This window comes from Fructilactobacillus sp. X7R9C1 (assembly GCF_059901005.1).
Genome location: NZ_JBWXVG010000001.1, coordinates 242,297 through 268,879, shown reverse-complemented (window position 1 = coordinate 268,879; position 26,583 = coordinate 242,297). Strand labels below are relative to the sequence as shown.

Annotated in this window: 30 protein-coding genes and 2 other annotated features; of the genes, 27 read left to right on the top strand and 3 right to left on the bottom strand. The window is 37.1% G+C overall.

What is annotated here, in order from left to right; translation table 11 throughout:
* The 15 genes from dnaI (at position 1) to rpmF (ending at position 10,833) form a co-directional block, all read left to right on the top strand.
* The gene (gene dnaI / locus AC6UD0_RS01380) at positions 1–927 is read left to right on the top strand and encodes a primosomal protein DnaI (RefSeq protein ID WP_500696746.1); all 927 of its coding nucleotides are present in this window, start codon (positions 1–3) and stop codon (positions 925–927) included.
* 261 nt (positions 928–1,188) lie between these two features.
* Positions 1,189–3,162 (top strand): threonine--tRNA ligase, encoded by a 1,974-nt coding sequence (thrS, locus tag AC6UD0_RS01375; RefSeq protein ID WP_500707935.1) that lies wholly within the window; start codon positions 1,189–1,191, stop codon positions 3,160–3,162.
* 17 nt (positions 3,163–3,179) lie between these two features.
* Positions 3,180–3,304, top strand: a sequence feature (ribosomal protein L20 leader region).
* Positions 3,305–3,342: 38 nt separating this feature from the next.
* Positions 3,343–3,849 carry a translation initiation factor IF-3 gene (infC, locus tag AC6UD0_RS01370; RefSeq protein ID WP_500707892.1) on the top strand — a complete coding sequence of 169 codons (507 nt, stop codon included), beginning with the start codon at positions 3,343–3,345 and terminating at the stop codon, positions 3,847–3,849.
* Between the two features lie 41 nt (positions 3,850–3,890).
* A complete protein-coding gene (gene rpmI / locus AC6UD0_RS01365; protein WP_010021583.1) occupies positions 3,891–4,085 on the top strand; it encodes a 50S ribosomal protein L35 in 195 nt (64 codons plus the stop codon).
* A 34-nt stretch (positions 4,086–4,119) separates the two neighbouring features.
* Positions 4,120–4,476, top strand: a complete 357-nt coding sequence (gene rplT, locus AC6UD0_RS01360; protein WP_010021582.1) for a 50S ribosomal protein L20 — start codon at positions 4,120–4,122, stop codon at positions 4,474–4,476.
* A gap of 103 nt (positions 4,477–4,579) precedes the next feature.
* The gene (locus tag AC6UD0_RS01355) at positions 4,580–5,125 is read left to right on the top strand and encodes a YqeG family HAD IIIA-type phosphatase (protein WP_500707934.1); all 546 of its coding nucleotides are present in this window, start codon (positions 4,580–4,582) and stop codon (positions 5,123–5,125) included.
* On the top strand, positions 5,125–6,243 hold the full coding sequence (yqeH, locus tag AC6UD0_RS01350) for a ribosome biogenesis GTPase YqeH (RefSeq protein WP_500701031.1): 1,119 nt from the start codon (positions 5,125–5,127) through the stop codon (positions 6,241–6,243). Before AC6UD0_RS01355 ends, yqeH begins: the two co-directional genes overlap by 1 nt.
* Before the next feature lie 12 nt (positions 6,244–6,255).
* The gene (gene yhbY / locus AC6UD0_RS01345) at positions 6,256–6,567 is read left to right on the top strand and encodes a ribosome assembly RNA-binding protein YhbY (RefSeq protein ID WP_500695713.1); all 312 of its coding nucleotides are present in this window, start codon (positions 6,256–6,258) and stop codon (positions 6,565–6,567) included.
* An 11-nt stretch (positions 6,568–6,578) separates the two neighbouring features.
* A complete protein-coding gene (locus AC6UD0_RS01340) occupies positions 6,579–7,148 on the top strand; it encodes a nicotinate-nucleotide adenylyltransferase (protein WP_500707890.1) in 570 nt (189 codons plus the stop codon).
* On the top strand, positions 7,141–7,743 hold the full coding sequence (yqeK, locus tag AC6UD0_RS01335; protein ID WP_500707889.1) for a bis(5'-nucleosyl)-tetraphosphatase (symmetrical) YqeK: 603 nt from the start codon (positions 7,141–7,143) through the stop codon (positions 7,741–7,743). Before AC6UD0_RS01340 ends, yqeK begins: the two co-directional genes overlap by 8 nt.
* A gap of 8 nt (positions 7,744–7,751) precedes the next feature.
* Positions 7,752–8,111: a ribosome silencing factor gene (rsfS, locus tag AC6UD0_RS01330; RefSeq protein ID WP_500693669.1), complete on the top strand. Its 360-nt coding sequence runs from the start codon at positions 7,752–7,754 to the stop codon at positions 8,109–8,111.
* Position 8,112: 1 nt separating this feature from the next.
* Positions 8,113–8,850 (top strand): class I SAM-dependent DNA methyltransferase, encoded by a 738-nt coding sequence (locus AC6UD0_RS01325; protein WP_500696745.1) that lies wholly within the window; start codon positions 8,113–8,115, stop codon positions 8,848–8,850.
* A gap of 5 nt (positions 8,851–8,855) precedes the next feature.
* Positions 8,856–9,974 carry a nucleotidyltransferase gene (locus tag AC6UD0_RS01320; protein ID WP_500696744.1) on the top strand — a complete coding sequence of 373 codons (1,119 nt, stop codon included), beginning with the start codon at positions 8,856–8,858 and terminating at the stop codon, positions 9,972–9,974.
* A gap of 82 nt (positions 9,975–10,056) precedes the next feature.
* Positions 10,057–10,611, top strand: coding sequence for a YceD family protein (locus AC6UD0_RS01315; protein ID WP_500706584.1), 555 nt, complete (start codon positions 10,057–10,059; stop codon positions 10,609–10,611).
* A 42-nt stretch (positions 10,612–10,653) separates the two neighbouring features.
* A complete protein-coding gene (gene rpmF / locus AC6UD0_RS01310; RefSeq protein WP_010021570.1) occupies positions 10,654–10,833 on the top strand; it encodes a 50S ribosomal protein L32 in 180 nt (59 codons plus the stop codon).
* An 87-nt stretch (positions 10,834–10,920) separates the two neighbouring features.
* Here the strand turns inward: rpmF and yidC are convergent, their stop codons facing one another.
* A complete protein-coding gene (gene yidC, locus AC6UD0_RS01305; protein WP_500707888.1) occupies positions 10,921–11,892 on the bottom strand; it encodes a membrane protein insertase YidC in 972 nt (323 codons plus the stop codon).
* 70 nt (positions 11,893–11,962) lie between these two features.
* The gene (locus AC6UD0_RS01300; protein ID WP_500693673.1) at positions 11,963–12,247 is read right to left on the bottom strand and encodes an acylphosphatase; all 285 of its coding nucleotides are present in this window, start codon (positions 12,245–12,247) and stop codon (positions 11,963–11,965) included.
* 86 nt (positions 12,248–12,333) lie between these two features.
* On the opposite strand from AC6UD0_RS01300, the gene AC6UD0_RS01295 reads away from it, so the two are divergent.
* The 8 genes from AC6UD0_RS01295 to greA all read left to right on the top strand — a co-directional run bounded on the left by AC6UD0_RS01295 (position 12,334) and on the right by greA (position 20,121).
* Positions 12,334–13,101: a TrmH family RNA methyltransferase gene (locus AC6UD0_RS01295; RefSeq protein WP_500707887.1), complete on the top strand. Its 768-nt coding sequence runs from the start codon at positions 12,334–12,336 to the stop codon at positions 13,099–13,101.
* Positions 13,102–13,188: 87 nt separating this feature from the next.
* Positions 13,189–13,671, top strand: coding sequence for an HDIG domain-containing metalloprotein (locus AC6UD0_RS01290; protein ID WP_500693675.1), 483 nt, complete (start codon positions 13,189–13,191; stop codon positions 13,669–13,671).
* Between the two features lie 17 nt (positions 13,672–13,688).
* Positions 13,689–14,027: a winged helix-turn-helix transcriptional regulator gene (locus AC6UD0_RS01285; protein ID WP_500693676.1), complete on the top strand. Its 339-nt coding sequence runs from the start codon at positions 13,689–13,691 to the stop codon at positions 14,025–14,027.
* Between the two features lie 29 nt (positions 14,028–14,056).
* Positions 14,057–14,252 (top strand) — a binding site (T-box leader).
* A gap of 37 nt (positions 14,253–14,289) precedes the next feature.
* Positions 14,290–15,327, top strand: a complete 1,038-nt coding sequence (gene pheS, locus AC6UD0_RS01280) for a phenylalanine--tRNA ligase subunit alpha (RefSeq protein ID WP_500695707.1) — start codon at positions 14,290–14,292, stop codon at positions 15,325–15,327.
* 14 nt (positions 15,328–15,341) lie between these two features.
* Entirely contained in the window at positions 15,342–17,753 is a 2,412-nt protein-coding gene (gene pheT, locus AC6UD0_RS01275; RefSeq protein WP_500707133.1) for a phenylalanine--tRNA ligase subunit beta, read from the top strand.
* A gap of 13 nt (positions 17,754–17,766) precedes the next feature.
* Positions 17,767–18,894 (top strand): endolytic transglycosylase MltG, encoded by a 1,128-nt coding sequence (mltG, locus tag AC6UD0_RS01270; RefSeq protein ID WP_500707886.1) that lies wholly within the window; start codon positions 17,767–17,769, stop codon positions 18,892–18,894.
* 12 nt (positions 18,895–18,906) lie between these two features.
* A complete protein-coding gene (gene udk, locus AC6UD0_RS01265) occupies positions 18,907–19,581 on the top strand; it encodes a uridine kinase (protein WP_500707933.1) in 675 nt (224 codons plus the stop codon).
* Between the two features lie 63 nt (positions 19,582–19,644).
* The gene (gene greA / locus AC6UD0_RS01260; protein ID WP_500693680.1) at positions 19,645–20,121 is read left to right on the top strand and encodes a transcription elongation factor GreA; all 477 of its coding nucleotides are present in this window, start codon (positions 19,645–19,647) and stop codon (positions 20,119–20,121) included.
* A gap of 45 nt (positions 20,122–20,166) precedes the next feature.
* On the opposite strand, the gene AC6UD0_RS01255 is transcribed toward greA, so the two are convergent.
* Complete coding sequence (locus AC6UD0_RS01255) at positions 20,167–22,806, bottom strand: YfhO family protein (RefSeq protein ID WP_500707885.1); 2,640 nt, start codon at positions 22,804–22,806, stop codon at positions 20,167–20,169.
* 147 nt (positions 22,807–22,953) lie between these two features.
* Between AC6UD0_RS01255 and AC6UD0_RS01250 the strand changes: the two genes are divergently transcribed.
* From AC6UD0_RS01250 to AC6UD0_RS01235, 4 genes are all read left to right on the top strand, one after another.
* Positions 22,954–25,017 carry a peptidoglycan D,D-transpeptidase FtsI family protein gene (locus tag AC6UD0_RS01250; RefSeq protein ID WP_500707884.1) on the top strand — a complete coding sequence of 688 codons (2,064 nt, stop codon included), beginning with the start codon at positions 22,954–22,956 and terminating at the stop codon, positions 25,015–25,017.
* A gap of 122 nt (positions 25,018–25,139) precedes the next feature.
* Positions 25,140–25,289: a 50S ribosomal protein L33 gene (gene rpmG, locus AC6UD0_RS01245; protein WP_500693683.1), complete on the top strand. Its 150-nt coding sequence runs from the start codon at positions 25,140–25,142 to the stop codon at positions 25,287–25,289.
* A gap of 55 nt (positions 25,290–25,344) precedes the next feature.
* Complete coding sequence (locus AC6UD0_RS01240) at positions 25,345–25,878, top strand: 5-formyltetrahydrofolate cyclo-ligase (protein ID WP_500707883.1); 534 nt, start codon at positions 25,345–25,347, stop codon at positions 25,876–25,878.
* 10 nt (positions 25,879–25,888) lie between these two features.
* A complete protein-coding gene (locus tag AC6UD0_RS01235) occupies positions 25,889–26,563 on the top strand; it encodes a rhomboid family intramembrane serine protease (protein WP_500695700.1) in 675 nt (224 codons plus the stop codon).
* Positions 26,564–26,583 lie beyond the last annotated feature (20 nt).

Here is a 26,583-nt window from a genome sequence, read left to right as displayed (position 1 = left end):
ATGAAGAATGTTAGTGATGAGATGAGCCAATTGATGAAAAAGAAAAATTTGAATCATAATTACCAACAGTTAATGAATTCGGTTTATTCTGATCCAGACGTTAAACAATTTTTAAGTGACAATGAGAGTGAGTTAAGTGATGATGTTGTGAAACGGTCGGCATCAAAACTGTATGAATTTGTCAATGAAAAGAAAAAGTTGGAAGAGGGAAACGCTAACTTTGCTAAGGGATACCAACCAACCTTGGTTTTAAGTGACCATTTGATTGACGTTTCGTACGAACCTACGCAAGCGTTGTTAAACAAGCAGAAGCGAGAACAATTTGCGTCACGCATTAAGTCCATTTCAATGCCCAAAGAAATTAAATCGGCAAATTTAAGTGACTATGAACAGACAGCTGAACGAGCTCAAGCTTTGGAAGGAGCACTTGATTTTATTGGTTCATATGAAAATAATCCTCAGCATTTTCAGAAGGGGTTGTACCTATACGGTCCCTTTGGCGTAGGTAAAACTTATTTACTTGGAGCAATTGCCAATCGTTTGGCCTCTGACGGTTATAGTTCGGTTTTGATTCATTTTCCAAGTTTTGCCGTTGAAATTAAAAATGCAATTGGAAACAATCAAGTTGGCGGTAAGCTGGATGAAATTAAAACTGCTCCAATTTTGATGATTGACGATATTGGAGCGGACTCAATGTCATCTTGGATCAGAGACGACATTCTTGGGGTTATTTTAGAGTATCGAATGCAAAATGAGCTTCCCACCTTTTTTAGTTCTAACTTTTCCATGGATCAATTGGAACAAGAGCATTTAAAGGTTAATGCTCAGGGAGATGTGGAACCACTTAAGGCTAAGCGATTGATGGAACGAATTAAATTTTTAGCAAAGCCCATTGAACTTGATGGTACGAATCGCAGGAATAAATAATGATTATTCTTGACATGTAACAGGTCGTTGTTTAGACTGTTAGTTGTTAAGGACATGAGTGATTACGAATTTCACAGAGAGGATAGGTTTTCTGGAAACTATCTGTTTGGAGTAACTTACTTACCACCTTTATTAAATGACATTAATAAATAGGTTTTAAACGAGATGTCCAGATAAATGGACGAATTTGGGTGGAACCGCGCTAATGGCGTCCCTAGTATTGATTTACTAGGGACTTTTTTTATGAAAGGAATGAGTAAAATGGCTAAATTATCATTTGAGTTTCCAGATGGTAACAAGAAAGAATTTGATTCGGGGGTTACTGCAGCAGATATTGCCAAGTCAATTTCAGTTAGTCTAGCCAAAAAGGCAGTTGCGGCTAAGATTGATGGAAAAGTTGTTGATTTGATGCAACCACTAAAAGATGGTGGCAAGATTGACATCATTACTTCCGGTTCTGATGAGAGTCTTAAAATCCTACGACAGGGTGCTGCTCAGTTACTGGAAACGGCGGTCAAAGAAAAGTATCATGATATTCGCATTGGTGAAATTGCCGCTGATGAAGATGGTTTCTTTGTTGATACTGACAAGGAAGATCGTCAAGTTAGTTCAGATGAACTAGATGAATTAGCTGATAAAATGAAAAAGATCATCAAAAATAACGCTATCGTCGAAAGGGTTTATCTAAGTAAGGACGACGCTTTAAAAGAAGTTGATGGTGATCCTTATCAAGCACAACTAATTGCCAATATTGATTCTGATAATATTCTTTTTTACAGTATCGATGGGGTTAAAACGCTAGCTCAAGGGGTAGTAGCTCCAAGTTTGAAAGATCTAAAACACTTTAAGCTCCTGTCTGTTGCTGGTGCTTATTGGGAAGGTAAGTCATCCAATCCAATGCTTCAAAGAATTTATGGCACGGCCTTCTTTAAAGCTGATGACCTAGATGAAGATTTGAAGAAGCGTAAAGAGGCTAAAGAGCGTGACCATCGTGTTATTGGGAATAACCTCGACTTATTCTTTGTCGATCCAAAGGTTGGGGCTGGTCTTCCTTACTGGATGCCAAAGGGTGCAACGATTCGTCGTACAATTGAGCGTTATATCACTGATAAAGAGATTGCTCATGGTTACCAACATGTTTATACCCCAGTATTAGCTAATTTGGATTTGTATAAGCAATCTGGTCACTGGGATCACTATCGAGACGACATGTTTCCACCAATGAAGATGGATGATGACGAAATGTTGGAACTACGTCCAATGAACTGTCCATCTCATATTCAGATTTACAATCATCATATTCGTTCTTATAAAGAGCTTCCTCTACGAATTGCTGAACTAGGAATGATGCATCGATACGAAAAGTCTGGTGCACTTAGTGGTCTTCAACGAGTTCGTGAAATGACTTTAAATGATGGTCATACGTTTGTTGCTCCTGATCAAATTCAAGAAGAATTCAAAAAAATCTTGAATTTGATGATGGAAGTTTATCATGATTTTGACATTAATAACTATACGTTCAGATTAAGTTATCGTGATCCAAAGAATACCGAAAAGTACTTTGACGATGATGAGATGTGGAACAAAGCGCAAACGATGTTAAAGGGTGCCATGGATGACTTAGGTCTTGATTACGTTGAAGCCGAAGGTGAAGCCGCATTTTACGGTCCTAAGCTTGATGTTCAAACTAAGACGGCTCTGGGAAATGAAGAGACGTTATCTACCATTCAACTGGACTTTATGTTACCGGAACGATTTGATCTTCACTATGTCGGAGAAGATGGTAAGGAACACCGTCCGGTTATGATTCATAGAGGGATTGTTTCTACCATGGAAAGGTTCACCGCTTACTTGATTGAAATGTATAAGGGTGCTTTTCCAACATGGCTTGCACCCGATCAGATTCAAATCATCCCGGTTAGTGATGAAAAACACGGTGACTATGCTCGCAAATTAAACGAAAAGTTTCGTGCACTAAACTTACGTTCCAATGTCGATGAGCGGGGCGAAAAGATGGGTTATTTGATTCGTGATGCTCAAACCAAGAAGATTCCATATACACTAGTTGTTGGTGATGATGAGATTAAGAATAATACGGTTTCTGTTCGTAAGTATGGTGAAGACGATAGTAAAGATATGTCAATTGATGACTTTATTTCAGAAGTTCTACATGATATTGCTACTTATTCACGTAACGATGAAGAAGAGTCCAAGCCAGTTGACAAAATTAAATAAAGTTGGTATTATTATGTAGTCAAAAGCAGAAGCTTCCCGCTTCTCGCCTGAGTGATTTTGATCGCTGGGCATTCTACGAATGAAAGTCCTAATGTTTTTAGGTGTAGCGGGTGCTCTGTAGCATCCGCTATTTTTCTGCTTAAAATTACCTGGAGGTGAATTACCATAGCAAGAGATAAGATGGTTAACGAGGGTATCCATGCTCGCGAATTGAGACTAATCGGTGCTAATGGAGATCAGTTAGGGATTAAATCTACTAGAGAAGCTTTGTCAATTGCTGAAGAAGCTAATTTGGATTTAGTTGTTGTTGCTCCCAAAGCAAAACCACCTGTAGCCAAGATTATTGATTACGGGAAATATCGGTTTGATCGCCAAAAGAAAGAGCGTGAAGCTCGAAAGCGTCAAAAAACTGTTAGTGTTAAAGAAATTAGGTTAAGTCCTACGATTGATAGTAATGACTTCAACACCAAACTTAAAAATGCCAAGAAGTTTTTGACAAAGGGTGAACGTGTTCGAGTTTCTATTAGATTTAAGGGACGTGCCATTACCCATAAAAGTATTGGAAGAGATGTCTTAAATAAAATGGCGGAAGCTACTTCTGACGTTGCCGATGTAACTCAACGAGCAAAGATGGATGGCCGAAGTATGTTCTTAATGCTTGCACCAAGTAAGAATGAAAAGAAATAACTCATTTAATTGGGTTATGAATCGATGAGGAGGAATATAATATGCCAAAATTGAAATCAAATCGTGCTGCCGCAAAGCGTTTTAGAAAAACTGCTAATGGTGGTTTAAAGAGTGGTCATGCCTACACTAGTCACCGTTTTCACGGTAAAACTAAGAAGCAACGTAGACATTTACGTGGAACACGTATGATGGCTAAGTCAAACTTGAAGACTTACAAAGAATTACTACAAAAATAAGCGAATAATATAGTTTGTATAGGGGGATTTTAATATGCCACGAGTAAAAGGTGGAACTACCACACGTAATCGTCGTAAGCGTGTTCTTAAATTAGCTAAGGGATACCGCGGTGCTAAGCATCGTTTATTCAAAACTGCTAAAGATCAAGTAATGAAGTCACAGGAATATGCCTTTCGTGACCGTCGTGCCAATAAAGGTAATTTCAGAAAGATTTGGATTGCAAGAATTAACGCAGCCACTAGAAATAATGGATTGAGTTACAGTAAATTCATGCATGGTTTGAAACTTGCTAACATCGATATGAACAGAAAAATGTTAGCTGACTTAGCAGTTAACGATGCTGATGCCTTTTCTGCATTAGCGGAAAAAGCCAAAGCAGCATTAAAATAAGCCTAAAAAACTTTCACCGCTCTTGTTTGGTGAAAGTTTTTTTATCGGATTGGGATGCTCCCAATCTATACATAAATGATTTAAAATAGAAACATCAATTCTTATTTACAGAGAGGTCTATATGCTATCATTATTCAAACCGACTTGGATGGTTAACAATATTTATCAAATTTCCCCAGAAAAACTTGAAAGTTACGGGATTAATGTAATTCTGACCGATTTAGATAATACCCTAATTCCGTGGAATAATCCTGAGGGAACCGTAGAACTGCACGATTGGCTCAAAAGAGTCCGAGATCATGGAATCAGGGTGATTGTGGTTTCAAATAATAATCGGGAAAGACTAGAGAAAGCTCTTACTAGTCTTGAGTTACCATTTATTGCCCGGGCTTTAAAACCACTTACTTTTGGGATTTTAAGGGCTCTTAAAACGTATCGTTTAAAACGAAGCCAAGTGGTAATGGTGGGAGATCAAATTTTAACTGATATATGGGCCGCTAATAATACTCGAATTAGAAGTATTTTGGTAAAGCCATTGGTTACTTCAGATGCGTGGAACACACGGATTAATCGTTTCTTTGAAACGTTTGTATATGCACAATTGACGCGAAAGTACAGTGATTTAAAGTGGAAGGATGATATTGATTAATGGATAATGATGAAAATAATGAGCCCTTATATTGCATTGGGTGTGGGGCACAAATTCAAGATACCGATCCGAAACAGGCTGGTTACACGCCTAAATCAGCAATCAAGAAGGGAATTGATTCTGGAAAATTATACTGTCAGCGTTGTTTTAAGCTTCGTCATTATAATCAAATTGAACCAATTAGCATCTCAAATGATGAGTTTGTAAAGTTATTGAGTGAAATTAGCGACACTGATTCGTTAGTAGTATACGTCGTGGATGTATTTGATGTAGATGGAAGTATGATTCCTGGGATTCAGCGCTTTGTTGGTAACAATCCGATTATTTTAGTTGGTAACAAATCAGACTTGTTGCCATCGTCGTTCAACCAGAACAAAGTTAAAGATTGGTTACGTCAAATGGCAAATAAGAATGGAATTAGACCCATTGATATTGAATTAGTATCTGCCAAGACGAATCAATCAGTCGACGATCTGTTAAAAGCCATTTCAAAAAATCAGAAGGGCCGAGATGTCTATGTGGTTGGAGTAACTAACGTTGGCAAATCTACCTTAATTAATCAAATTATCCAACAAAGCACTGGTGAGAAGCAGGTTATTACTACCTCTAAGTTTCCTGGTACTACCCTCGATTTGATCAAAATACCGTTGGAAGATGGAAAAGAGTTGATCGATACACCTGGTGTAGTTCATGAAGATCAGATGGCTCACTATTTAAGTTCTAAAGACTTGAAGTATGTTTCTCCGCAAAAGCGGATTAAACCCAGGACTTATCAGTTGGATCCAGGGCAGACGTTATTCTTAGGTGCAATTGGCCGGTTTGATTTTATCTCGGGGGAACGTCATGGCTTTACCGTTTATGCTGACAATAATCTGATGATTCATCGAACCAAATTAACAAATGCTGATGAATTTTTTGAGAAACATGCCGGTGAATTATTGACCCCACCAACTGGTAAGGATAACGTCGTTGAGTTAAAACGACATGAATTTAAAATTACTGACAGAAGTGATTTAGTGATTGAAGGACTGGGATGGATTACCGTTCCGAAAGGTTCCACGGTTGCTGGATATGCTCCTAAGGGTGTGTCAGTGTTAGTTAGAAAAGCAATGTTTTAGGAGTATTTAATAATGAATTTAAAGGGAAAACAAAAACGATTTTTAAGAGCAAAAGCGAATCATATGCGGCCCATTTTCTCAGTTGGAAAGAATGGGTTAGATGAGACTTGGATGAATGAAGTTAAAAATGCTGTTGATCACCGTGAATTAATTAAAATTAATCTTCAACAATCTGCCGATGTGGATGTGAGTGACGTTAAACAATTTATTGAGAATAACTCGGACATCCAAGTTGTCCAAACGATTGGTAAGACACTTTTATTGTTTAAGGAATCAAGTAAGGACAATTATCGTAAATTATCGATTGAAGTGGCAAATTTGTAGGAGATTGATTGATGCGCAAAAAGGTTGGAATTTTAGGTGGAACTTTTAACCCCATTCACTATGGTCATTTAATTATGGCTGAACAAGCTTTAACCCAATTAAACCTCGATTTAGTTCTATTTATGCCCGATTATTTGCCACCACATGTTGATTATAAGTCCGCAATTGATGCTTCTGATCGGGTTAACATGATTAATTTAGCCATTAGGGATAACGCTAATTTTAAAATTGAAATGATTGAAGTAAATCGCAAGGGGAAAAGTTATAGCTATGATACGATTAAGGAATTAACTAAAATTCATCCCGATGTTGGTTATTACTTTATCATTGGTGGCGATATGGTCGAATATCTGCCAAAATGGTATCGAATTGATGATCTTATTAAAATGGTTAAATTTGTTGGCGTTAATCGTCCGGGTAATTCTGAGTCTTCTAAGTACCCAGTAAGTTTTGTTGACTCACCTGAGATAGCTATTTCATCGTCTTTAATTAGATCACATCTTGAAAAGGGTGAAAGTGTCAGATATTTGTTGCCAGATGCGGTGTTACGGTACATTAAGGAGCATGATTTATATGGATAAAGAGAAAATTAATTATCAAAAATATTCTAAGTATGATCGTGATCAAATTGTTGCCAAACTAAAAGCGACGTTAAAAGAGAAAAGGTTTCAACATTGCTTGCGAGTTGAAGAGACCGCCATTACCTTAGCACGAGAGTTTAATGTGGACGAAACTTTAGCTGGACTTAGTGGTCTGGTTCATGATTATGCCAAACAACGGCCGGATTCGGAATTTATTGACATTATTAAGTCCCATCATTTGAATTCAGAACTACTTAATTATGGAAATGCTATTTGGCATGGCTACGTGGGTTATCTGATTGTGGAATCAGAACTTGGGATTCATGATAGTCGAATTCTAAACGCGATTAAATATCATACGATCGCATCGCCTGACATGGACAAAGTTGCACAGATTACTTATATGGCTGACTACATTGAGCCGGCCCGTGATTTTGATGGGGTTGAAAAAGCTCGTAAGATTACCAATCAAAATTTATGGGATGGTGTTAAATATCAAACTAAAAGTACCATTTCATATTTGGCAAGCAACGGAAAGGCAATTTATCCCGGTGCGATTACAGCTTTTAATGTAATTGTTGCTGGTAAAAAGTAGGGGATTATATGGATAATAATAAGATTTTACAAAATATTGTTGAAACTGCTGATAGTAAACGCGCCCACGATATTGTGGTTTTAGACATTGAAGAATTGTCGTTGGTCGGTCGTTATTTTGTCATTATGGATGCTCCTAGTGTTCGTCAGGTGAAGGCAATCGCAAATGATATTATTGATCGATTGAGTGAGGAGCACGTTGAAGTTTTACGGGTCGAAGGGCTAAATACAGGATCTTGGGTATTAATTGACCTCGGTGATATTATTATTCACGTCTTTAAGAGTGAACAACGGTCCTTTTACAACTTAGAGAAGCTTTGGTCTGACGCTCCTGATCTTGATATAACTGATTGGGTCAGTGAAGACTGATATGATTTATTCTGAGTTTGCGTCATTTTATGATAAATTATTTGACAATCATCTATATCGAAAGTGGTATGAGTTTGTAGCTGATAACGTCCCTAAAGAAAAGCATATTTTAGATTTAGCCTGTGGGACTGGTCGTCTTTTGGTTACTTTAAAAAAAGCAGGTTATGTCGTATCTGGAGCTGATTTATCGGATGATATGCTGGCCATCGCAAATGATCATTTAAATGAAAGCCATGTGTTTGACGTGGCGTTAATTAATGCAAATATGCTAGACCTGGATGGTGTACCCAATTATGGTGCCATTACGTGTTTTGACGATTCGATTTGTTATTTAGAAAATATTGAGCAAGTTAAAACAATGTTTGCTCAGGTTAAAGGACATCTTGTTAAGAATGGTAAATTCTTATTTGATGTGATCACCCCTTATCAGACCGATGTTGTTTATCCAGGCTATATGTTTAACACCAACGATGGTGACCATGCTTTTATGTGGAATACCTTTGTTGGTGATTTTCCTCATTCAGTGGAACATGATCTATCTTTTTTTGATTACAATCGGAATATTAACGGTTTTGATGAATATAATGAAACCCATAAAGAACGAACCTATCCCTTGGTAGAATACACTCAGGCACTGAATGAAGTCGGATTTAATAACGTTAAGGTGACGAGTAACTTTGGAAAAGATAAGGTTAAAGATGATACTACCCGTTGGTTCTTTGTATGTAGTGAGGAATAATCCAAATGAAAGCTGTTGGAATAATAACCGAATATGATCCTTTCCATAATGGTCATCTTTATCAATTACAGGAAGCTAAAAGACGAACTGAAGCGGATGTAACGGTAATATTTATGAGTGGTAATTGGACTCAGAGAGGTGAGCCAGCTATCTATGATAAATGGATCCGCACTCAGATGGCTTTAGATAACGGAGTTGATTTAGTAATTGAACTTCCAATATCGGATGCGGTTCAACCTGCCAGTATTTTTGCAGAGCGGTCGATGAAACTTGTAGAAGCTTTGGGCTGTTCATACTTATCGTTTGGTAGTGAGCACAGTGACTGGAATTTTACGAAGTTGGCATCTATTGACGTTCATCCGTCTGATAATTTTCATAATTATAATTTTTCCTATCCAAAATTATTTCAACGAACAATTAAAGAACAGAGTGGAATTGATTTAATTAAGCCAAATGATACACTTGCGTATTGGTATGCAAAGGCCAATCAGAAGTTGGGTTCCCCTTTAAAGCTAGTTCCGGTTAAACGGTACAGTAGTGAGCATAATAGTGGAGAGTTGAGTGGAAAAATTGCGAGTGGCAAAGCTATTCGCGCTTCAATTAAATCACATGATCATCGTTACCAAAAGTTTATTCCCAATTCTTCTGTCGTCCTAGACAACGAAAAACCAGTTTTCTGGTCAGATTTTTGGCCCTTTTTACGTTATGAATTGACTCAGAGTTCGATAGCTGATTTAAATCAAATTTATCAGATGACTGAGGGATTAGAGAATCGTCTAAAGCAAATGGCGGTCAAAGACACAACCTATCAGGCGTTTATTAAAGATGTTAAGACAAAACGGTATACCTACACTAGGATTCAAAGACTGCTGGTCTATACGTTATTTAAAATAAAGAAAACACAAATGATTAGTTATAATCCAGTTGTCCGAGTTTTGGGAATGAACGATACCGGGAAAAGTTATCTGAATCAAGTTAAAAAAGCAATCCCATATCCTATCGTTGATCGAATTGGAAAAGAAGAATTTAATAATACGTTGGAACTAGAATGCCGTTCTGGAATTCTTTATGGAATGATCAATGGTCGAATGCAAGATAAATTTACTTATCCCATTGTTATATAGAAGACCGTGCTATCAAGGATAGGACCTTGACAATGAATTTTATGGTATGTATAATTAGTCGTGTTGCATTGGAGGTTAAATTATGAAGTGGTCATTTGAAAAACTACTAGGATATAAGAAAGAGCCGTTTACAACCCATGAGACAGTGGATTTAAAAGACGATTTAATGAATCGATATCCGAAAAGTATTCTTGATGCCACTTCCTTTGACGTTGATGTATCTGCCACTCCTGACAACGGAGATGTGATTATAGATGCTCACGTCAAGGGTAGTGTAACAGTTCCTTCTTCACGATCGTTAACCCCAGTTAAGTTACCCATGGATTTTAACATTAGTGAGATTTATGTGTTAACTGAAACTGCGCTAAATCGATATGATAATGAAGAAGTAGTGTTAGTTGTTGGTGATAACTTGATGATTGATTTTGATAAAGCAGTTGCTGATAACATAATTGTCAACATTCCGATGCAAGTTCTTTCACCAGAAGAGCAGAAGGGCAAAGCAATGCCTGAAGGAAATGACTGGGAAGTTATTTCTGAAGATGATTTTAATCGACAGGTGGAAGAAGATAAAAATGTTGATCCACGTCTTGCAAAATTAAAGGATTTCAAACCTTCAGACGATGACAAGACTTAAAAATTCACTAGTGGAAATCAAATTAAGAGGAGGTTGTGAATAATGGCTGTACCAAAGAGAAAAACTTCTAAAGCAAGAAGAAACATGCGTCGTTCGCATGACAGTTTATCAGTTCCTGGCATGAGCCCATGTCCTAACTGTGGCGAACTACGTAAGTCACATTTTGTATGTCCTAACTGTGGTTACTATGACGGTAAAGAAGTAGTTGCCAAAAAGGGTTAATTTAAAATAAAGAACTTCAAAAACACCATGGGTTTTTGAAGTTCTTTTTTTGTACTAAAAAACCGACAATTTAATTGTCGGCTTTATTTACTCGTTATGATTATGATGCTGTTGTTTTCCCGCATTACGTTTTCGGTTGTTTTCGTGTTCAATCTCAGTCTCGGATTCTCCAGGTTTAGAAACTGTATTTTTGGAGCTGGTTGTTGAACTTGGTTCGGCCCCTGTCTCAATCTCTTCTTCTAATTCTTTTGGAATGACAACTTTGGGAGGATTCTTTTGGGCTTTTTCATTAATTTGTTTTCTAATTCGTGGACGGGACAAATTGATGATAAAGGTCTGAACGCAGGCAAATAATCCGCCAATAAAGAAGTAAATTCCTAATCCAGCTGGGGATGAAAGAGTAACAAATAGAATCATGATCGGACTAATTAACATCATAATCGCCATTTGCTTTTTCTGTTCTTTAGGGATCCCAACGGTTGAAAGGTATCCCTGAAGTGCATAAGCCAGAAACGACAAGACGGCTAATAAGATGCTGGATTGGCCTAGTTTAATGCCCATAAAGACGGTATGAGAAACTTCAGGTGAGTAACGAATAGCTGCATACAGAGCAGCAAACACTGGCAACTGGATCAATAATGGCAAGCATCCAATCCCACCTGTCATACTGATTCCGTTGTCTTTATAGAGTTGCATCATCTGCTGATTTAAGGCAACCTGCTGTTCTTTGGTCGTTGCTTTTTTTAGGAGTTGTTGAATCTTGGTCATTTGTGGTTTAACCAAATTCATTTTTTCCTGTTGAATAGTAGATTTTTTCATCTGACTAATCATCATTGGTAAAAGCAAGGTTCTAACAATTACGGTAATTGCAATTAAAGCCCATCCATAGCCACCAACGTATTGTGCTAGCCAATCCATAACGTGTTGCCCGGGAACGGCTAAATAATGATAAACGAATCCAAAGGGACGTCCCTTTGAATCGGTTCTTACACATCCAGTTAAAAAAATGCCAACCATGGCAATAAAACCGAATAAACCTAGTTTCTTAATTTTTTTCATTTAGTTAACTCCTAACTTTTAAGTAACATGTTACATACTAACCTAATAAGAATATTTCAGCAATTTCAAGTTAGATTTTAATTGAAAATGAATTTGGAACTTTTGGAAGTTTAATTGACTGTGTTTTAATGTTTTGGATCTTAGCAAAACTATTGGGTGCAGTTTTAATTGAATGAATAAAATCGTCTAACTCCGATTTAGTCCCATTTGCGATGATTAAAACGGTTCCGTTGGGCATGTTTTGGACACTTCCAGTAATCGAATATTGATCTGCGATTTTTTTAGTACTATATCGAAATCCAACGCCTTGGACAAGTCCTGAAACGATTATTTTGACTGACTGATTGTTTGACAAAATGATTCTCCTTAAAAGCGTTTACCGTAACTGTGATATTATAAGAACAACAATATCAATTCTAATTCATTTTAAGGGGAATATAAATGGAAAGAATTAATTCTAAACAAAACCAAACCATTAAAGATATTAAAAAGTTACATACCAGTAAAGGAAGAAAAAAGAGTGGAGAATATTTAATTGAAAGTTGGCATCTGGTATCCGAGGCAATGAATTATCTTAAAGCAGATCAGTTGGTAACCATCTTAGCAACCGAAGATCAATATTTGGCTCATGGAGATGACCTTTCTGGTGAAAATATCATTGTTATATCAGATGAAGTTGCTACTGAATTAAGTGATACTTCGACAACTCAAGGAATTTTTGCCGTGTGTAAGATTGAAGAACCAAAGATTGATGTTGCTAAAGTTAGCGGAGCTTGGCTTCTGCTTGATAACGTTCAAGATCCCGGTAATATCGGAACGATGGTAAGGACAGCGGATGCCGCAGGTTTTTCTGGAGTGATCTTTGGTGACGGAACTTCTAGTGAATATAACGGGAAGGTTTTACGTGCCATGCAGGGAAGTCAGTTTCATCTTCCGATTGTTAAAATGAATCTAGAACATGCCGTTGAGATGTTTAAGAAGCTAAAAATTAAGGTATATGGGACAGAGCTTAATTCCAGTGCCATTAACTATCGAGATGTCCCTTCTAAAAATGATTTCGCTTTAATTATGGGTAATGAGGGGAATGGAATGAGCCCTGGCTTACTAAAATTAACTGATGATAATTTGTATATTCCCATTGAGGGGAAGGCTGAATCTTTAAATGTGGCAATTGCGGCTGCTGTTATCATGTTTCGAATCAAAAATTAAATTGTTTCTTAAAGTGAGTCCTTATGATTGAATGGAACTTATCTAATTGGGTAGAATTAACCTAGAGACGGATTGGAGTAATGTAGTATGGAAACAGAATCGTGGAAAGATGACCCTGAATATGTTTCAATCATTTCTGATTTGTTAGAAAGTCCGCAAATTCAAAAATTAGGTGATTACACCCAACATCACCATTCGACTAGATTGAAGCATTCAATTGCAGTGTCTTATGAGAGTTATAAAATTGCTAAAAAGATGAATTTAGATTATCGAGCGGCTGCCCGTGGCGGATTATTGCATGATCTATTCTATTATGATTGGCGAACTACTAAGTTTGATTTAGGTTCACATGCATATATTCATCCACGTGTTGCCCTAAGAAACGCCAAAAAGATCACTGATATCACTCCGAAGGAACAAGATATTATTCTAAAACATATGTGGGGGTTAACCCTTGCAAGACCCAAGTACATGGAAAGTGTGATTGTTTCACTTGTTGATGATTATTCGGCAGTTGATGAATTTTTCTCACCGATGAAGAAAAAAGTTAAAGGATTATTAAAAAGATAAGTTAGGAGGATATGAGAATGGATTTAACTGATAAAGAAATCATTCATTTGTGTCCTAAATTTCAAGTGGCGTTTCAAATTCTAGGGAAAAAATGGAACGGTTTAATCATTGAATCATTTTTATTGGCCGGACCACTTCGATTTCGCGAATTAGCCAATAAAGTTGAGGAATGTAGTGATCGTGTATTGACCGAACGCTTAAAAGAGTTGGCTAAAGTGGGAATCGTAAAAAGACAAGCTGATAAGAACTCTGGAGTGGTTTATTATCAGTTAACTTCTAAGGGTGAAGAACTTCGTCCGATTATGAAGGCGGTTCATGGATGGTCTGACAAGTGGTGTGATCCTGATCATGCTTGACCAGTGATAAAAATTGCTATAATATTTATTTAAATACAATGATAAAAGAAGTAGTAGACCGACGAACACAGAGAGTTCATGTTAGCTGAAATTGGACGTTACGGTTGAATTCGCTTTTTGATGTTAGCATTGAATATTAAAATGTTCGGTCGATGTCGTTATTCATCATTATAAGTGCACACTTTGGTGTGAATTTGGGTGGTAACGCGATGCTTCGTCCCTTTTTTGGGATGGAGCTTTTTTTATGGAATTGGAGGTTAGTATGGCTTTAAAAGAAGATTTAGAACAAATTAAATCCAGTGGGTTGCAGGATATTGAGGCTACTAGTGATAGTAAAGCTTTAAATGATTTAAAGGTGAAACTTTTAGGAAAAAAAGGCTCAATTACTAAAGCCCTTCATGGAATATCATCACTTCCAGTCGAAGAAAGACCAAAGATTGGTAGCTTGGCGAATAAAGTTAGAGACGAACTTTCAAAAAAGATTGATTCCAAAAGATTGGAATTAGATCAAGCTGCTCTAAACCAAAAGTTAAAGGATGAAAAGATTGATGTCACCCTGCCAGGGGACTCGGTTCCAAAGGGGCATCCTCATGTTATCCAACAAATTATTGATGAAATTGATGATATTTTTATTGGAATGGGCTACCAGGTTCTTTCGGGTCCGGAAGTAGAAGAGGAAGTTTATAATTTTGAAATGATGAATCTGCCGAAGAACCATCCCGCAAGAGACATGCAGGATACTTTTTATATTACCAAGGATATTTTAATGAGAACTCATACCTCACCGATGCAGGCACGAGCACTTCAAAAACATGATTTTTCTAAAGGACCCTTAAAGATGGTTTCCCCGGGCGTAGTTTATAGACGTGATACTGATGATCCAACTCATTCTCACCAATTTCATCAGGTAGAGGGAATTGTGATTGATAAGCACATTACGATGGCTGATTTAAAGGGAACTCTTGAAGTAATGACACACAAATTGTTTGGGGATAAATTTAAAGTTCGTCTCAGACCAAGCTACTTTCCGTTTACTGAACCTTCAGTTGAAGCAGACATTACCTGTTTTAATTGTAATGGAAAGGGTTGCGATGTATGTAAAAATACAGGTTGGATTGAGGTCCTTGGGGCAGGAATGGTTCATCCTAACGTTTTAAAAATGGCTGGAGTAGACAGTAGTGTATATGGTGGATTTGCCTTTGGGGTGGGTCCCGACCGATTTGCCATGCTGAAATACGGAGTAGACGATATTCGAGACTTTTATCTTAATGATCTACGTTTCTTGTCACAATTTGATTAAGGGAGGAAATAAATTTGCTGATATCTTATGAATGGTTGAAAGACTACGTTCAAATTAAGCTTTCTCCAAAAGAACTAGCTAACAAAATTGAAAAAACGTCAGTTGAAGTTGACTCCGTTTTTAAGCGGAGTGATGGATTAAAGAAAATCGTGGTTGGAAAAATCTTGTCCATTAAGGATCACCCCGATGCAGATCACCTTCACATTACGCAGATCGATGTCGGCGAACAAGAACCGATTCAGATTGTTTGTGGTGCGCCAAACGTTCAGGTAGGCAAAAAGGTTATTGTTGCTTTATCTGGAGCGCGAATTGCCAATAACGTTAAAATTAAGAAGTCCAAGATGCGTGGAGTTGAATCAAACGGTATGCTCTGTGCCTTAGATGAGATCGGGTTTGATAAGTCATTGGTACCTGATGAATGGAAAGACGGAATCTATTTCTTACCAGATAATGCCCGAATTGGTGACGAGGTTTATAACTATTTGGGAATGAATGAATCGTTAATTGATTTGGACGTCACTCCTAATCGTGGAGACATGTTAAGTGTTCGTGGAACTGCTTATGATTTGGGGGCGGTATTTAATGAGTCGGTTGACTTCATCGAACATGCTAGTGCTCCAACTGGAACACACGACAGCGAGGAATTTGTTTCAGCAAAGGCTGATACTAATTTAGCGCCAATTTATAAGCTTAAAGTTGTTAAGGGCGTAAACGTGAAGCCTAGTCCACTTTGGCTTCAAATTAAATTATGGAATTCAGGCATTAAACCAATCAATAATGTCGTTGATATTACTAATTTTGTTATGACTAAGGTTGGACAGCCAATGCATGCCTATGATCTTGACAAATTAAAAACTAATAAGGTTGAGGTTAGAAATGCTAAAGATGGTGAGTCAATTACGACTCTAGATGGCAATGACCGTAAATTAACCGACACGGATGTTGTTGTTGCGGCTGACCAGCCAATTGCTTTAGCAGGACTAATGGGTGGAAAAAATTCGGAAGTTACGTCTGGCACTAAGAATATTTTATTGGAGGCAGGAGTTTTTGATCCGGTTAAAACCAGGAAGATGGCACAAAAACAGCTCTTACACACGGATGCCTCACAACGCTTTGAACGGGGAATTGACCACGGAAACGTTGAACAAGCACTTGAGTATGCTTCGGGAATGACCCAAGATTTAGCTCTTGGTCAATCTCAGCAAGGGGTTGTTAGTGGGAGTGATGTTGAGGTTAAGCCACGAGTGATTTCAATTTCAACTTCTCATATTAATCACGTTCTTGGGACTAATCTTAGTAACGAGGAAATCATTTCAATCTTTAAACGTCTAGGTTTCTCAGTTGAGGCATCTGGAGACGATCTGACGGTCACGGTTCCTACTAGATGTTGGGACATTCAAATTGATGCTGACTTAATTGAAGAGGTTGCCAGAATCTATGGATATGACAATATTCCGTCAACATTACCAATCACTCAAACGACTGAAGGTGGACTAACACCAAAGCAATTAATGATTCGAAAATCTAGAGAAACACTTGAGGGACTTGGATTAACGCATGCTATGTCATACTCGTTAACTACAAAAGCCAAGGCAAAGATGTTTATGGTAAATGGTAGTCATGAGACTAATTTGCAGTGGCCAATGACAGAAGATCATGCCGTTTTACGTATGAATTTAATTTCAGGATTATTGGATGATGTGGCATATAACCAGGCTCGAAACGTGCTTAATGTGCCACTTTATGAGCAAGGTCGTGTTTTTTATAAGCAAACTCCTGATCAGATAAGACCAGACGAAGTGGAACATATTGCTGGTGCCATTTCTGGATCGTTAGTTGCTCCAAGCTGGGACCAGAAAGCTAAGTCAGTTGATTTTTATCAAATTAAGGGAATTCTTGAAAAATACTTAGAAAGTCTTTCCTTAAAGGGTGACGTTACTTATGTTGCGACTGATAAAATTCTCGAAATGCATCCAGGTAGAACAGCGCTTGTTAAACTAGATGATCACATCATCGGTTTTGTGGGAGAAGTTCATCCAGAAGTCGCTAAACAATTTAAGATTAAAGAAACCTATGTTTTTGAACTTGACCTTGATTATTTAAATGTGGCTCCTAAGTCTGGACAACAATACCAAAAGGTTGGTCAGTACCCTGCTATTCATCGTGATATTGCTATGTTAGTGGATCGTACCATTACTAATGAGGACATATATAATGTAATTATTAGAAGAGGTGGGGCCTACTTACAAAATGCTACTGTGTTTGACGTATATCAGGGGCAAAATGTGCCTGAAGGCAAAAAATCAATTGCCTATTCATTGATTTTTGAAGATCCTAACGCCACTTTGAAAGACGACATTGTTGATAAAGCGGTTGATAAAATACAAAAACGTTTGACCACTGAATTAAGCGCTGAGATTAGATAAGGGTGGATTCATAATGAGTGAGAGAAAAAGTCATTTGGGTGGTTTTATTTCCAAAATTAAAACTAGTTCATTTGGGAAGAAAATTATTTATTCCGTGATTGCAATTATTGTAATTTTAGTAATTGCAATTGCGTTATTTGGACATCACTATTTTAAAACTTCACTTCAACCACTGGATCCTCATGATAATGAAGTGACTCAAGTTAACATTCCAAGAGGCGCTTCCACCAAAAAGATTGGGGCAATCTTACAGAAGTCAGAGGTAGTTAAAAGTGGGATGGTATTTAATTACTATGTAAAATCACACAACATCACTAGTTTTAAGTCAGGATATTATCAATTAAAGCCGTCAATGTCCCTAGATACAATTGCTAGGAGTTTACAAAAGGGAGGAAGTTTTGAACCCATTCAAAGTAATGATAGTAAAGTTACCGTTCCAGAAGGAGCTAACATCGACCAAATTGCGGATATTGTGGCTAAAAATACCGATTTTTCTAGGGCAGAATTTATTTCCCTGATGAAGAATCGTAATTTCTTTGATGAAATGACCAAGGATTATCCAGAATTACTGGGGTCCGCTAAAGATGCCAAGGGGACCCGCTATCTTTTTGAAGGATACCTTTATCCAGCGACATATCCCGTCCATAAACATTCGTCGTTGAAGATGATGGTCAGTTTAATGCTCGCTAAAAGCAATCAAATGTATGGTCCATATTATCAAAGAATGAAAGAGCAAAAGCTGACGGTTCAGCAAACTTTAACGTTAGCATCTTTGATTGAACGTGAAGGTGTAGGTCAAAATGATCGTAATAAGATGGCTGGTGTGTTAAGAAATCGTATTGATAAAAAGATGCCACTTCAATCGGATGTGGCCGTTTTGTATGCACTTCATAAAAACTCAAAGACACTTTCAAAACGTGATTTAATGGTTAATTCCAAATATAATCTTTATGTTAATAAAGGGTTTGGTCCTGGACCATTTGATAACCCCTCGGTAAGCTCAGTCCAAGCTGTGCTATATCCAACTGATATGTCTAAAGGATATTTATATTTCTTGGCCGATCCGAAAACTAAAAAGATTTATTACGCTAAAACCTTAAAAGAACAACAAAATAACATTAAAACTCACATGGATCGATAGTGGAGGATTAAAATAGTGAAAAGCAAAAAAAGACCCGTAATTATTGGAGTTACTGGAGGTTCTAGTAGTGGTAAAACAACGGTAAGTAGGTCAATCTTGAATCGTTTGCTGGGACATTCAATTGCAATCTTGCAGCAAGATTCTTACTATAAGGATCAATCCAATATGACGATGGACGAAAGAAGACAGGTTAACTACGATCATCCGCTTGCTTTTGACACTGATTTAATGGTTAAGCAATTGCAGCAGCTGTTAAACTATGAATCAATTGAGAAACCGGTTTATGATTATTCCAAATTCACCCGGAGTGGTGAAACTGTCACTCAAGAACCACGTGATGTAATTATTGTTGAGGGGATTCTAATCCTTGATGATAAAAGGCTCCGGGACCTAATGGATATTAAAGTTTATGTAGATACTGATGCTGATATTCGCGTCATTAGGCGGATTGAGCGGGATACCAAAGAACGTGGTCGAACGCTTGATTCGGTAATTCAACAATATTTAGCAACCGTTCGCCCCATGCATCTCCAATTTGTTGAACCCACGAAACGATATGCTGATATAATTATTCCTGAGGGTGGCAAAAATCAAGTAGCAATTGACTTACTAGTTACTAAAATTCAGTCAATTTTAAATGACGTTGGTGACGATCCGATTAGTAATGCAATTGATACGACAATATAATTAAGTTGCCAAACTTTAATTTAAATGGTATTTTAATTTTGAATAAAATAGTGAGGTGTAAGAATGGCTGAAGATGAAATGTACCCGATGACTGAAGAGGGGAAAGAAAAGCTCGAAACTGAATTAAAAGATTTAAAGGTCAATCAAAGACCAAAGATTGTTGATCGAATCAAAGTCGCTAGAAGTTACGGCGATTTATCTGAAAACTCTGAATACGAATCTGCCAAAAACGAACAAAGTATGTTAGAGAGTAGAATTGCTACGGTAGAGCACATGTTACAATACGCTCAAGTGGTTGATAAAGAAGAGACCGACGAAGATGAAGTGACCGTTGGAAAAGAAATTCAGTTTAAGGAACTACCTGATGAAGAGCCAGAGACATTTACAATTGTCGGAGCTGCTGAAGCTGACCCGATGAGTGGAAAAATCTCGAATGATTCTCCAATTGCACAGGCTTTGCTTGGCCATAAAGTAGGGGAAAACGTTGATATTGATATTCCTGCTGGCGTAATGCATGTCAAGATATTATCAGTTAAATAATAATTTTAATTTAAAATAGGGCAATCGTCACTTGAGACGATTGTCCTATTTATTATATCTTTTTTTAAACCAACTTCTTAAAATTAAGGTGAGAAGTGTCAAAGCACTAATGATTATTCCCATATTTAAGAATGGTGGCCAATATGAAAGCTGAATGTGCTTCATTCCTTTTCCAGTTTTAAGTGCAATGAAGTAATGATCCCATTTCGTGATTGAATGTTTCTTTCCGTTTATTTGGGCACTCCAACCTTTCGAGTACGGGATGCTTGAAGTAATTACTGAATTAGAACCGTTTGTCTTTATATCAGCCTTTACCGTTCGTGCGTTTGGGCTGGATATTTTTTTGGTTCCCGATTGAAGTTTTCGATCGGTTTGTTTAAATAAAGAATTATTTAGCTGGTATAAAGTAAAGTTTTCTAACCAAAGTGATGACTTTTTCAAGCTGATTTTTACTTTAATCTTTTTGTTTTTTGCGTTATTGGCAATGTTAATGATCTTAATCGAATTAGATTCAGGACTAAGTGACAGTTGGTTACCATCAACTGATAAATCACAGTTACCGTTATTTAACGCTGTTCCCATCGTTAAGTAGTAAGAGTCATTAGTTTTTGGCTTAAACGTGAGATCAAGAGAGGCCGGCTGTAAGACGTTGACTTTGTTGAAGATGGTGCCAGTAAGTTGATTGTGTTTGGTTACGTTGTTATATCTGACGTGATTGAAGTTACTGCTCGAAAAGAGGTGACTTTGGACTTGGTTGTCCCCCGTTAGATTTGACCATAATTGTGCTTGGTATTGAATGGGATCTGGACTGGCAGCATTTTTGTGGATTGATTGGTTACTGGCTCTAAACATCATTGGTAACGCATACTGGTTTTCGTATACTGAGAATCCCTCAGATGATCCCATGTTTTTGTATGAGTTTTGGTCATATCGTTCTGGAAATTCTCTAATACCGGGAACGTCAACTGAAGCGGTGTAGGGACGAGCCAGATGGTATTTCATTGAGAGCAGTGCATCTGAAACCATGGTTCCACTGGAATATTCGATTACGCCATCGCCATTTGGCTGACCAATCTTCCCAATTAGATCAGACATTTTAGGATTCATGACGGATGAAAATAAGGAAGCACCATAAAAATTAAAGTTAAAGGGGTCGTTTTTAGTTCGGGAAAAGTCCTTGCTGATTCGATATGGGCCATCTAAAGAATGATGTTTCAGGTAAGTTGTGACATGATCTAATTTATTTACGTAACCACGGTATTCTGAGTTACTTAAGTATGAGATGTTGTTTAAAGAGAGAATAAGATTAATGGTAATGCCAAAGACAATTAGTGAAAAAACACCCAAATTAAACCATTTTTCATTCCGGAAGTGGGTTAAAAAAACGATGATGGCGGCTAAAATCAGAAGTCCTTCAATCACGATTGTGAACCATTTAAGGTAGTTATATTGAGGCATTCTAATGATGGTATAAGCGACCATTAGCGCAAGCAATAAAATTATGAGCCACGTTCCAATTTGCTTAAAACTAATTGCCCGAATGTGAGATAAGCTAACTAGCGCGACCATGATGAACCAGAAACATATTACAAACGAAAAGCGGTAGGGGTACCAGATTGGAAACTGAAATGCGTGCCAAAATAAGTCGAGAGGCTGAAAACACGTTGAAAGCAGTAAAAAGATGGTCATTACCAAAGTTAAAACTCGAGTTCTTTTGGAAAGGGTTTTATTAACAAAAAAGAACAAAAATAGTACCAAAATCGTTTCTGAAATAAAAAGGTTTGGTAAGCCCTTGGGCATTTGGTCAAAATTAAAAGCACCAGGAGCAAATTTAGTTACTAAGTCAAGCATTGGATATTCAAATTTAAAGTTCAATTTATCAGAAAATCCCTGGCCCTTGGAGTTAATCAGTGAATAAATGGTTGGCAGAAGAATGAAAGCAGCTAATCCCACCGAAATTAATCCATTTGCGACTAGTCGCAAAAATCCAACAAACATATCTTTGATATTTGAAACATGGATGGCTAAATAGTAGATAGTTAGTGCTACGATAAAAATCGTAATCATGTATGCCATATAATAGTTAATGATCAACATAGCGGTATATGATGTAATGAAAAGTAGTTTTTGGTTGTTTTTTAAGAGTTTAACTAAACCAAGCACAATTAAAGGAAGTAAAATCATGGCATCGAGCCAAATGATATTTAGGTTATTTGCAATCATCCAACCATTTAATGCATATGCAGTTGCAAATGATGACAGTATCAGTGAAGAATTAGTAAGATGAAGTTTGCGAACTAGAATGGTAAAGGTCAAACCAGATAAGCCAATCTTTAAAAGTAATAGGATGAGAATCCCTGATGGGAGGGATGCGTTATTAAAAAAGAGTAAGATAAGGTTTAATGGACTCATTAGATAGTAAGCCCAAGTCCCGATCATTTCATTCCCTAGTCCGTTAGAAAACGAATAAAGAATTGATGAAGGATGGTGCAAGATGGCTCTTCTAAAATATGCAAAAAAATCAATGTACTGTTGTCCTAAATCAACCGTTAGAATCGTATTATTTCCGAAGGGTGCCATATTGCGATATGCTGCGTATAATGCCATAATAACTAGTGGTATTAAAAAGCTTAGGATTAATGCGAAGTTTTTAGATAGGCTCTTTTTTATTTTTTGGTTAAACATTTAATTACCTCATTAATTTATAAAGTAATGAATTATAATAAGACTAGGTTTGCCGTTTTTCTAATAAATAGAGTATCATATATAAATTAAGAAAAACGCTATAAATGATGAATTCGAGTTATTAATTAGTTAAGGAGCGTTAGCATCGTGAGAAACTTTTTTGATCGGTTATTTAGAAGAAGGAGTCGGGATTCAAGCCGACGAAACGGTAATTCCAAAATTCCATTTCGACTGAATTTTATCTTCGCAATTGTTGGAATATTGTTTGCAGTTTTAGTATTTCGACTAGCATACATGCAGATTTTTCAAGGATCAGTTTATAAATCTGATGTTAATCAGAGCGATAATTCAGTTAAGTATGGTAATGTTCCGCGTGGGATGATCTATGACTCAACCGGGAAAGTTTTAGTTGGTAACAAAACTCATCGGGCCATCACCTATACTAAAGGATTAAGCGTAATGCCCCAGGAGATTTATAATGATGCCAATAAACTTGGGAGTTACATCACCCTCCCAACTAAAGAGCTTACTAAAAAGCAGATTGGTGAATACTACTTGGCCGATAAGACTAACCTTACAAACGCTACTAAGGAAGTTCCTAATGGAACAAAGTTAGCGCCACAAGCAGCTTATAATAAAGCTTTAGATATGATCCAAAATGGGAAAATTGTAAAGGTTACTCCTCAAATGAAGAACGCAGCTGCTATTTTTACGGAAATGAGTGGGGCTTATCAATTATCAACTACCAACATTAAAACGGATGGTGTAAGTAACAAAGAAATTGCTGAAGTTGGTGAACATGCTTCTGAAATGCCTGGAGTTCAGGTTGGAACAAGTTGGTCTCGTGATTATCCATCTGGAAACGAGATTCAAAGTATTGTTGGAAATGTTTCATCTAGTAAAACTGGGTTACCTTCTGATCGGGTTAATGAACTTTTAGCTGAAGGGTATTCAAGAAATGATTCAGTTGGACAAAGTAATTTGGAACAACAATATGAACCAATTTTACGTGGCTCTAAGTCTCAGACCGAGGTTAAAGTTGGAGGGGATAACAAGATTGTTAAAGAAGTTAAGAAGTATCCAGGCCAACGGGGCCAGAATCTTCAGTTGTCCATTAACTCTAAGTTTCAAAATAAACTCCAAGATTTAGTTAAAGGTGCAGAGTCTGGGGGCGTTGGTGATTCAACGGGGGCTTATGCCGTTGTTATGAACCCAAAGACCGGTGCGGTAATTGGAATGGCTGGTGTTAACCGTGATCCTAAGACTGGTAAAGTTACACCAAACGAATTAGGAACCATCAACAGTGCCATTGTAATGGGATCGGTTGTTAAGGGTGCAATGGTTTCAGGTGCCCTAATGGATAAGGTTATTACACCGAATAACAGTACAATGGAAGATATGCCAATTGATATTGGTGGAGCTAAGAAGAGTTCTTGGTTTAACAAAAATGGTGAGGCCAACATGCCGGTTAACGCCCAGGGTGCTCTAGAGGTTTCCTCTAACTCTTACATGATGCAACTTGCTATGAAAGAAGGGGGCTTCAGGTATAAAGCAGGAGGATCACTTAACATGAGTCCCAACATTTTTAACATCGAACGAAACTACTTCAATCAATTTGGTTTAGGTGTTAAAACTGGGATTGATCTACCGGGTGAAACTGCCGGCATTCAAGGACCATCAACGTTTGCTAATATTGGGAAATCTTTGGATGAATCATTTGGTAACTATGATTCGTACACTACGATTCAATTAGCCCAATACATGTCCACCATTGCTAATGGCGGATATCGTTTGAAGCCACATGTGGTTCAAAATGTAAGATCAACCAATACCAAGAACGGACAACTTGGAGCTGTTCAAAATACGACGATGCCAACGGTGTTAAATGAAATTCCAATGACACAACAAGAACGAAACGTTGTTACACAGGGATTGTATCAAGTAGTTCATGGTACCAATAAATATAAAACCGGTGGAGATTTGTCAATTCTATCTCCCGAAGTATCTGCTAAGACGGGTACTGCCCAAACATTTTACAATGGTAAACCAACTGTTACTCTGAGTTTGGCCTCCTATGCACCATCAAAGGATCCACAGGTAGTGGTCGCATTAGCCATTCCTAATCTTCCGGTTGACGCTGAAAGTAATAACTTGAATCTTGCTAAACAAATTTATCAAGCATACTGGGATGATGTTCAGAATAAGCCATAAAATACTGTTAAGTAAAATTACTTAACGTTCTTTAAATGAGACTGGATATATAGTGCTAAAGATGTTAATATTATGATTGTTGAATTAGTTATAAAAAACGAATATGTTTGGAGGTATTTGACATGCGTGTTCATATCACTTTGGAATGTACTGAATGCCACGAACGCAATTACTTATCAACTAAGAGTCGTAGAAATAATCCCGATCGCTTAGAATTAGAAAAGTATTGCCCACGTGATAGAAAAGTTACTTTACATCGCGAAACAAAATAAGATTTTGGGTTTTTACCCAAAATCTTTTTTATTATAAAATTAATAGGTGATGTAAATGAATAAAAATAAAGTTAGAGAATTGGTTTTAAAAAGAATGAAAAATGCTAAGCCATCGGATCAATTCTTTTATGGGTTGTATGAAGCGCTCTTTGACCTTCAAGAATGGCAGAACGCCAAGGTGGTTGCCACAACCATGAATACAGCCATTGAGATTCCTACAGCTCCCATAATTTTTGCGGCTTTAAATGATGGGAAAAAGGTGGTGGTTCCTCATACACTTCCTAAGCATCAGATGGAGTTTGTTGAGCTTAGCCATACTTTAAAGTTTCAAAAGACTAAGTTTGGGATCTGGGAGCCCGTTAATGGAAAGACGATCATCAGTAATTTGATTGATTTGATGGTGGTTCCAGGAGTTGCTTTTAATACTGATAGTAATCAGAGAATTGGTTATGGTGCGGGATTTTATGATCGTTATTTATCTCGATTTGACGGCTATAAGGTTTCACTGGCCCAAAAATCACAAATCGTTTCTGAGTTAAATTGGAAGCCAGATCCATTTGACGTTAGATTGGATCGGATTATTTTTTAGAGGATTTAAGATGATCAAACAAAAACTTAAAAGAGTCAATAATTATCCCTGGGTAACGTACTTATTACTGTTCATCATGGTAGTTGTATATTTAATGATGACTTTAAGTGGTGGCTCAGAGAACACCGTTAATCTACTAAAGTTTGGTGCGCAATATAACCCCTTAGTAAAAGATGGTCAGTGGTGGCGCCTAATTACTCCCATTTTTGTTCATATTGGTTTTCAACATATTTTAATTAATGGAATCACTTTATATTATTTGGGGAAATTAATTGAACCAATCGTTGGTCATTTAAGATATTTTGTCATTTTTATGGTTGCAGGATTTTGTGGAAATTTAATGAGCTTCGCGTTTGGAAGTGGAATTTCAGCAGGATCCAGTACCGCTATTTTTGGATTATTCGGTGCCTTTTTAATGATTGCTTTTCAGTATCGTGGTGATTCATTTGTCAGAAGTACTGCAAAGACGTTTATTCTTTTTGTGGTAATTAACCTTGTATTTGATATCTTTACGCCTGGTATTGATATTTTTGGTCATATTGGCGGATTCATTGGTGGTTACCTGATTAGTTTTGTTGTAGGATTAAAGCACAATATCAATTTAAATAAAATTATGAGATTATTTTATGCAACCGCTTTAATTATTGGTATAATAATAATGTACTATTTAGGTTCTGTTCGTTGACACGTTGTACATAGTTAATT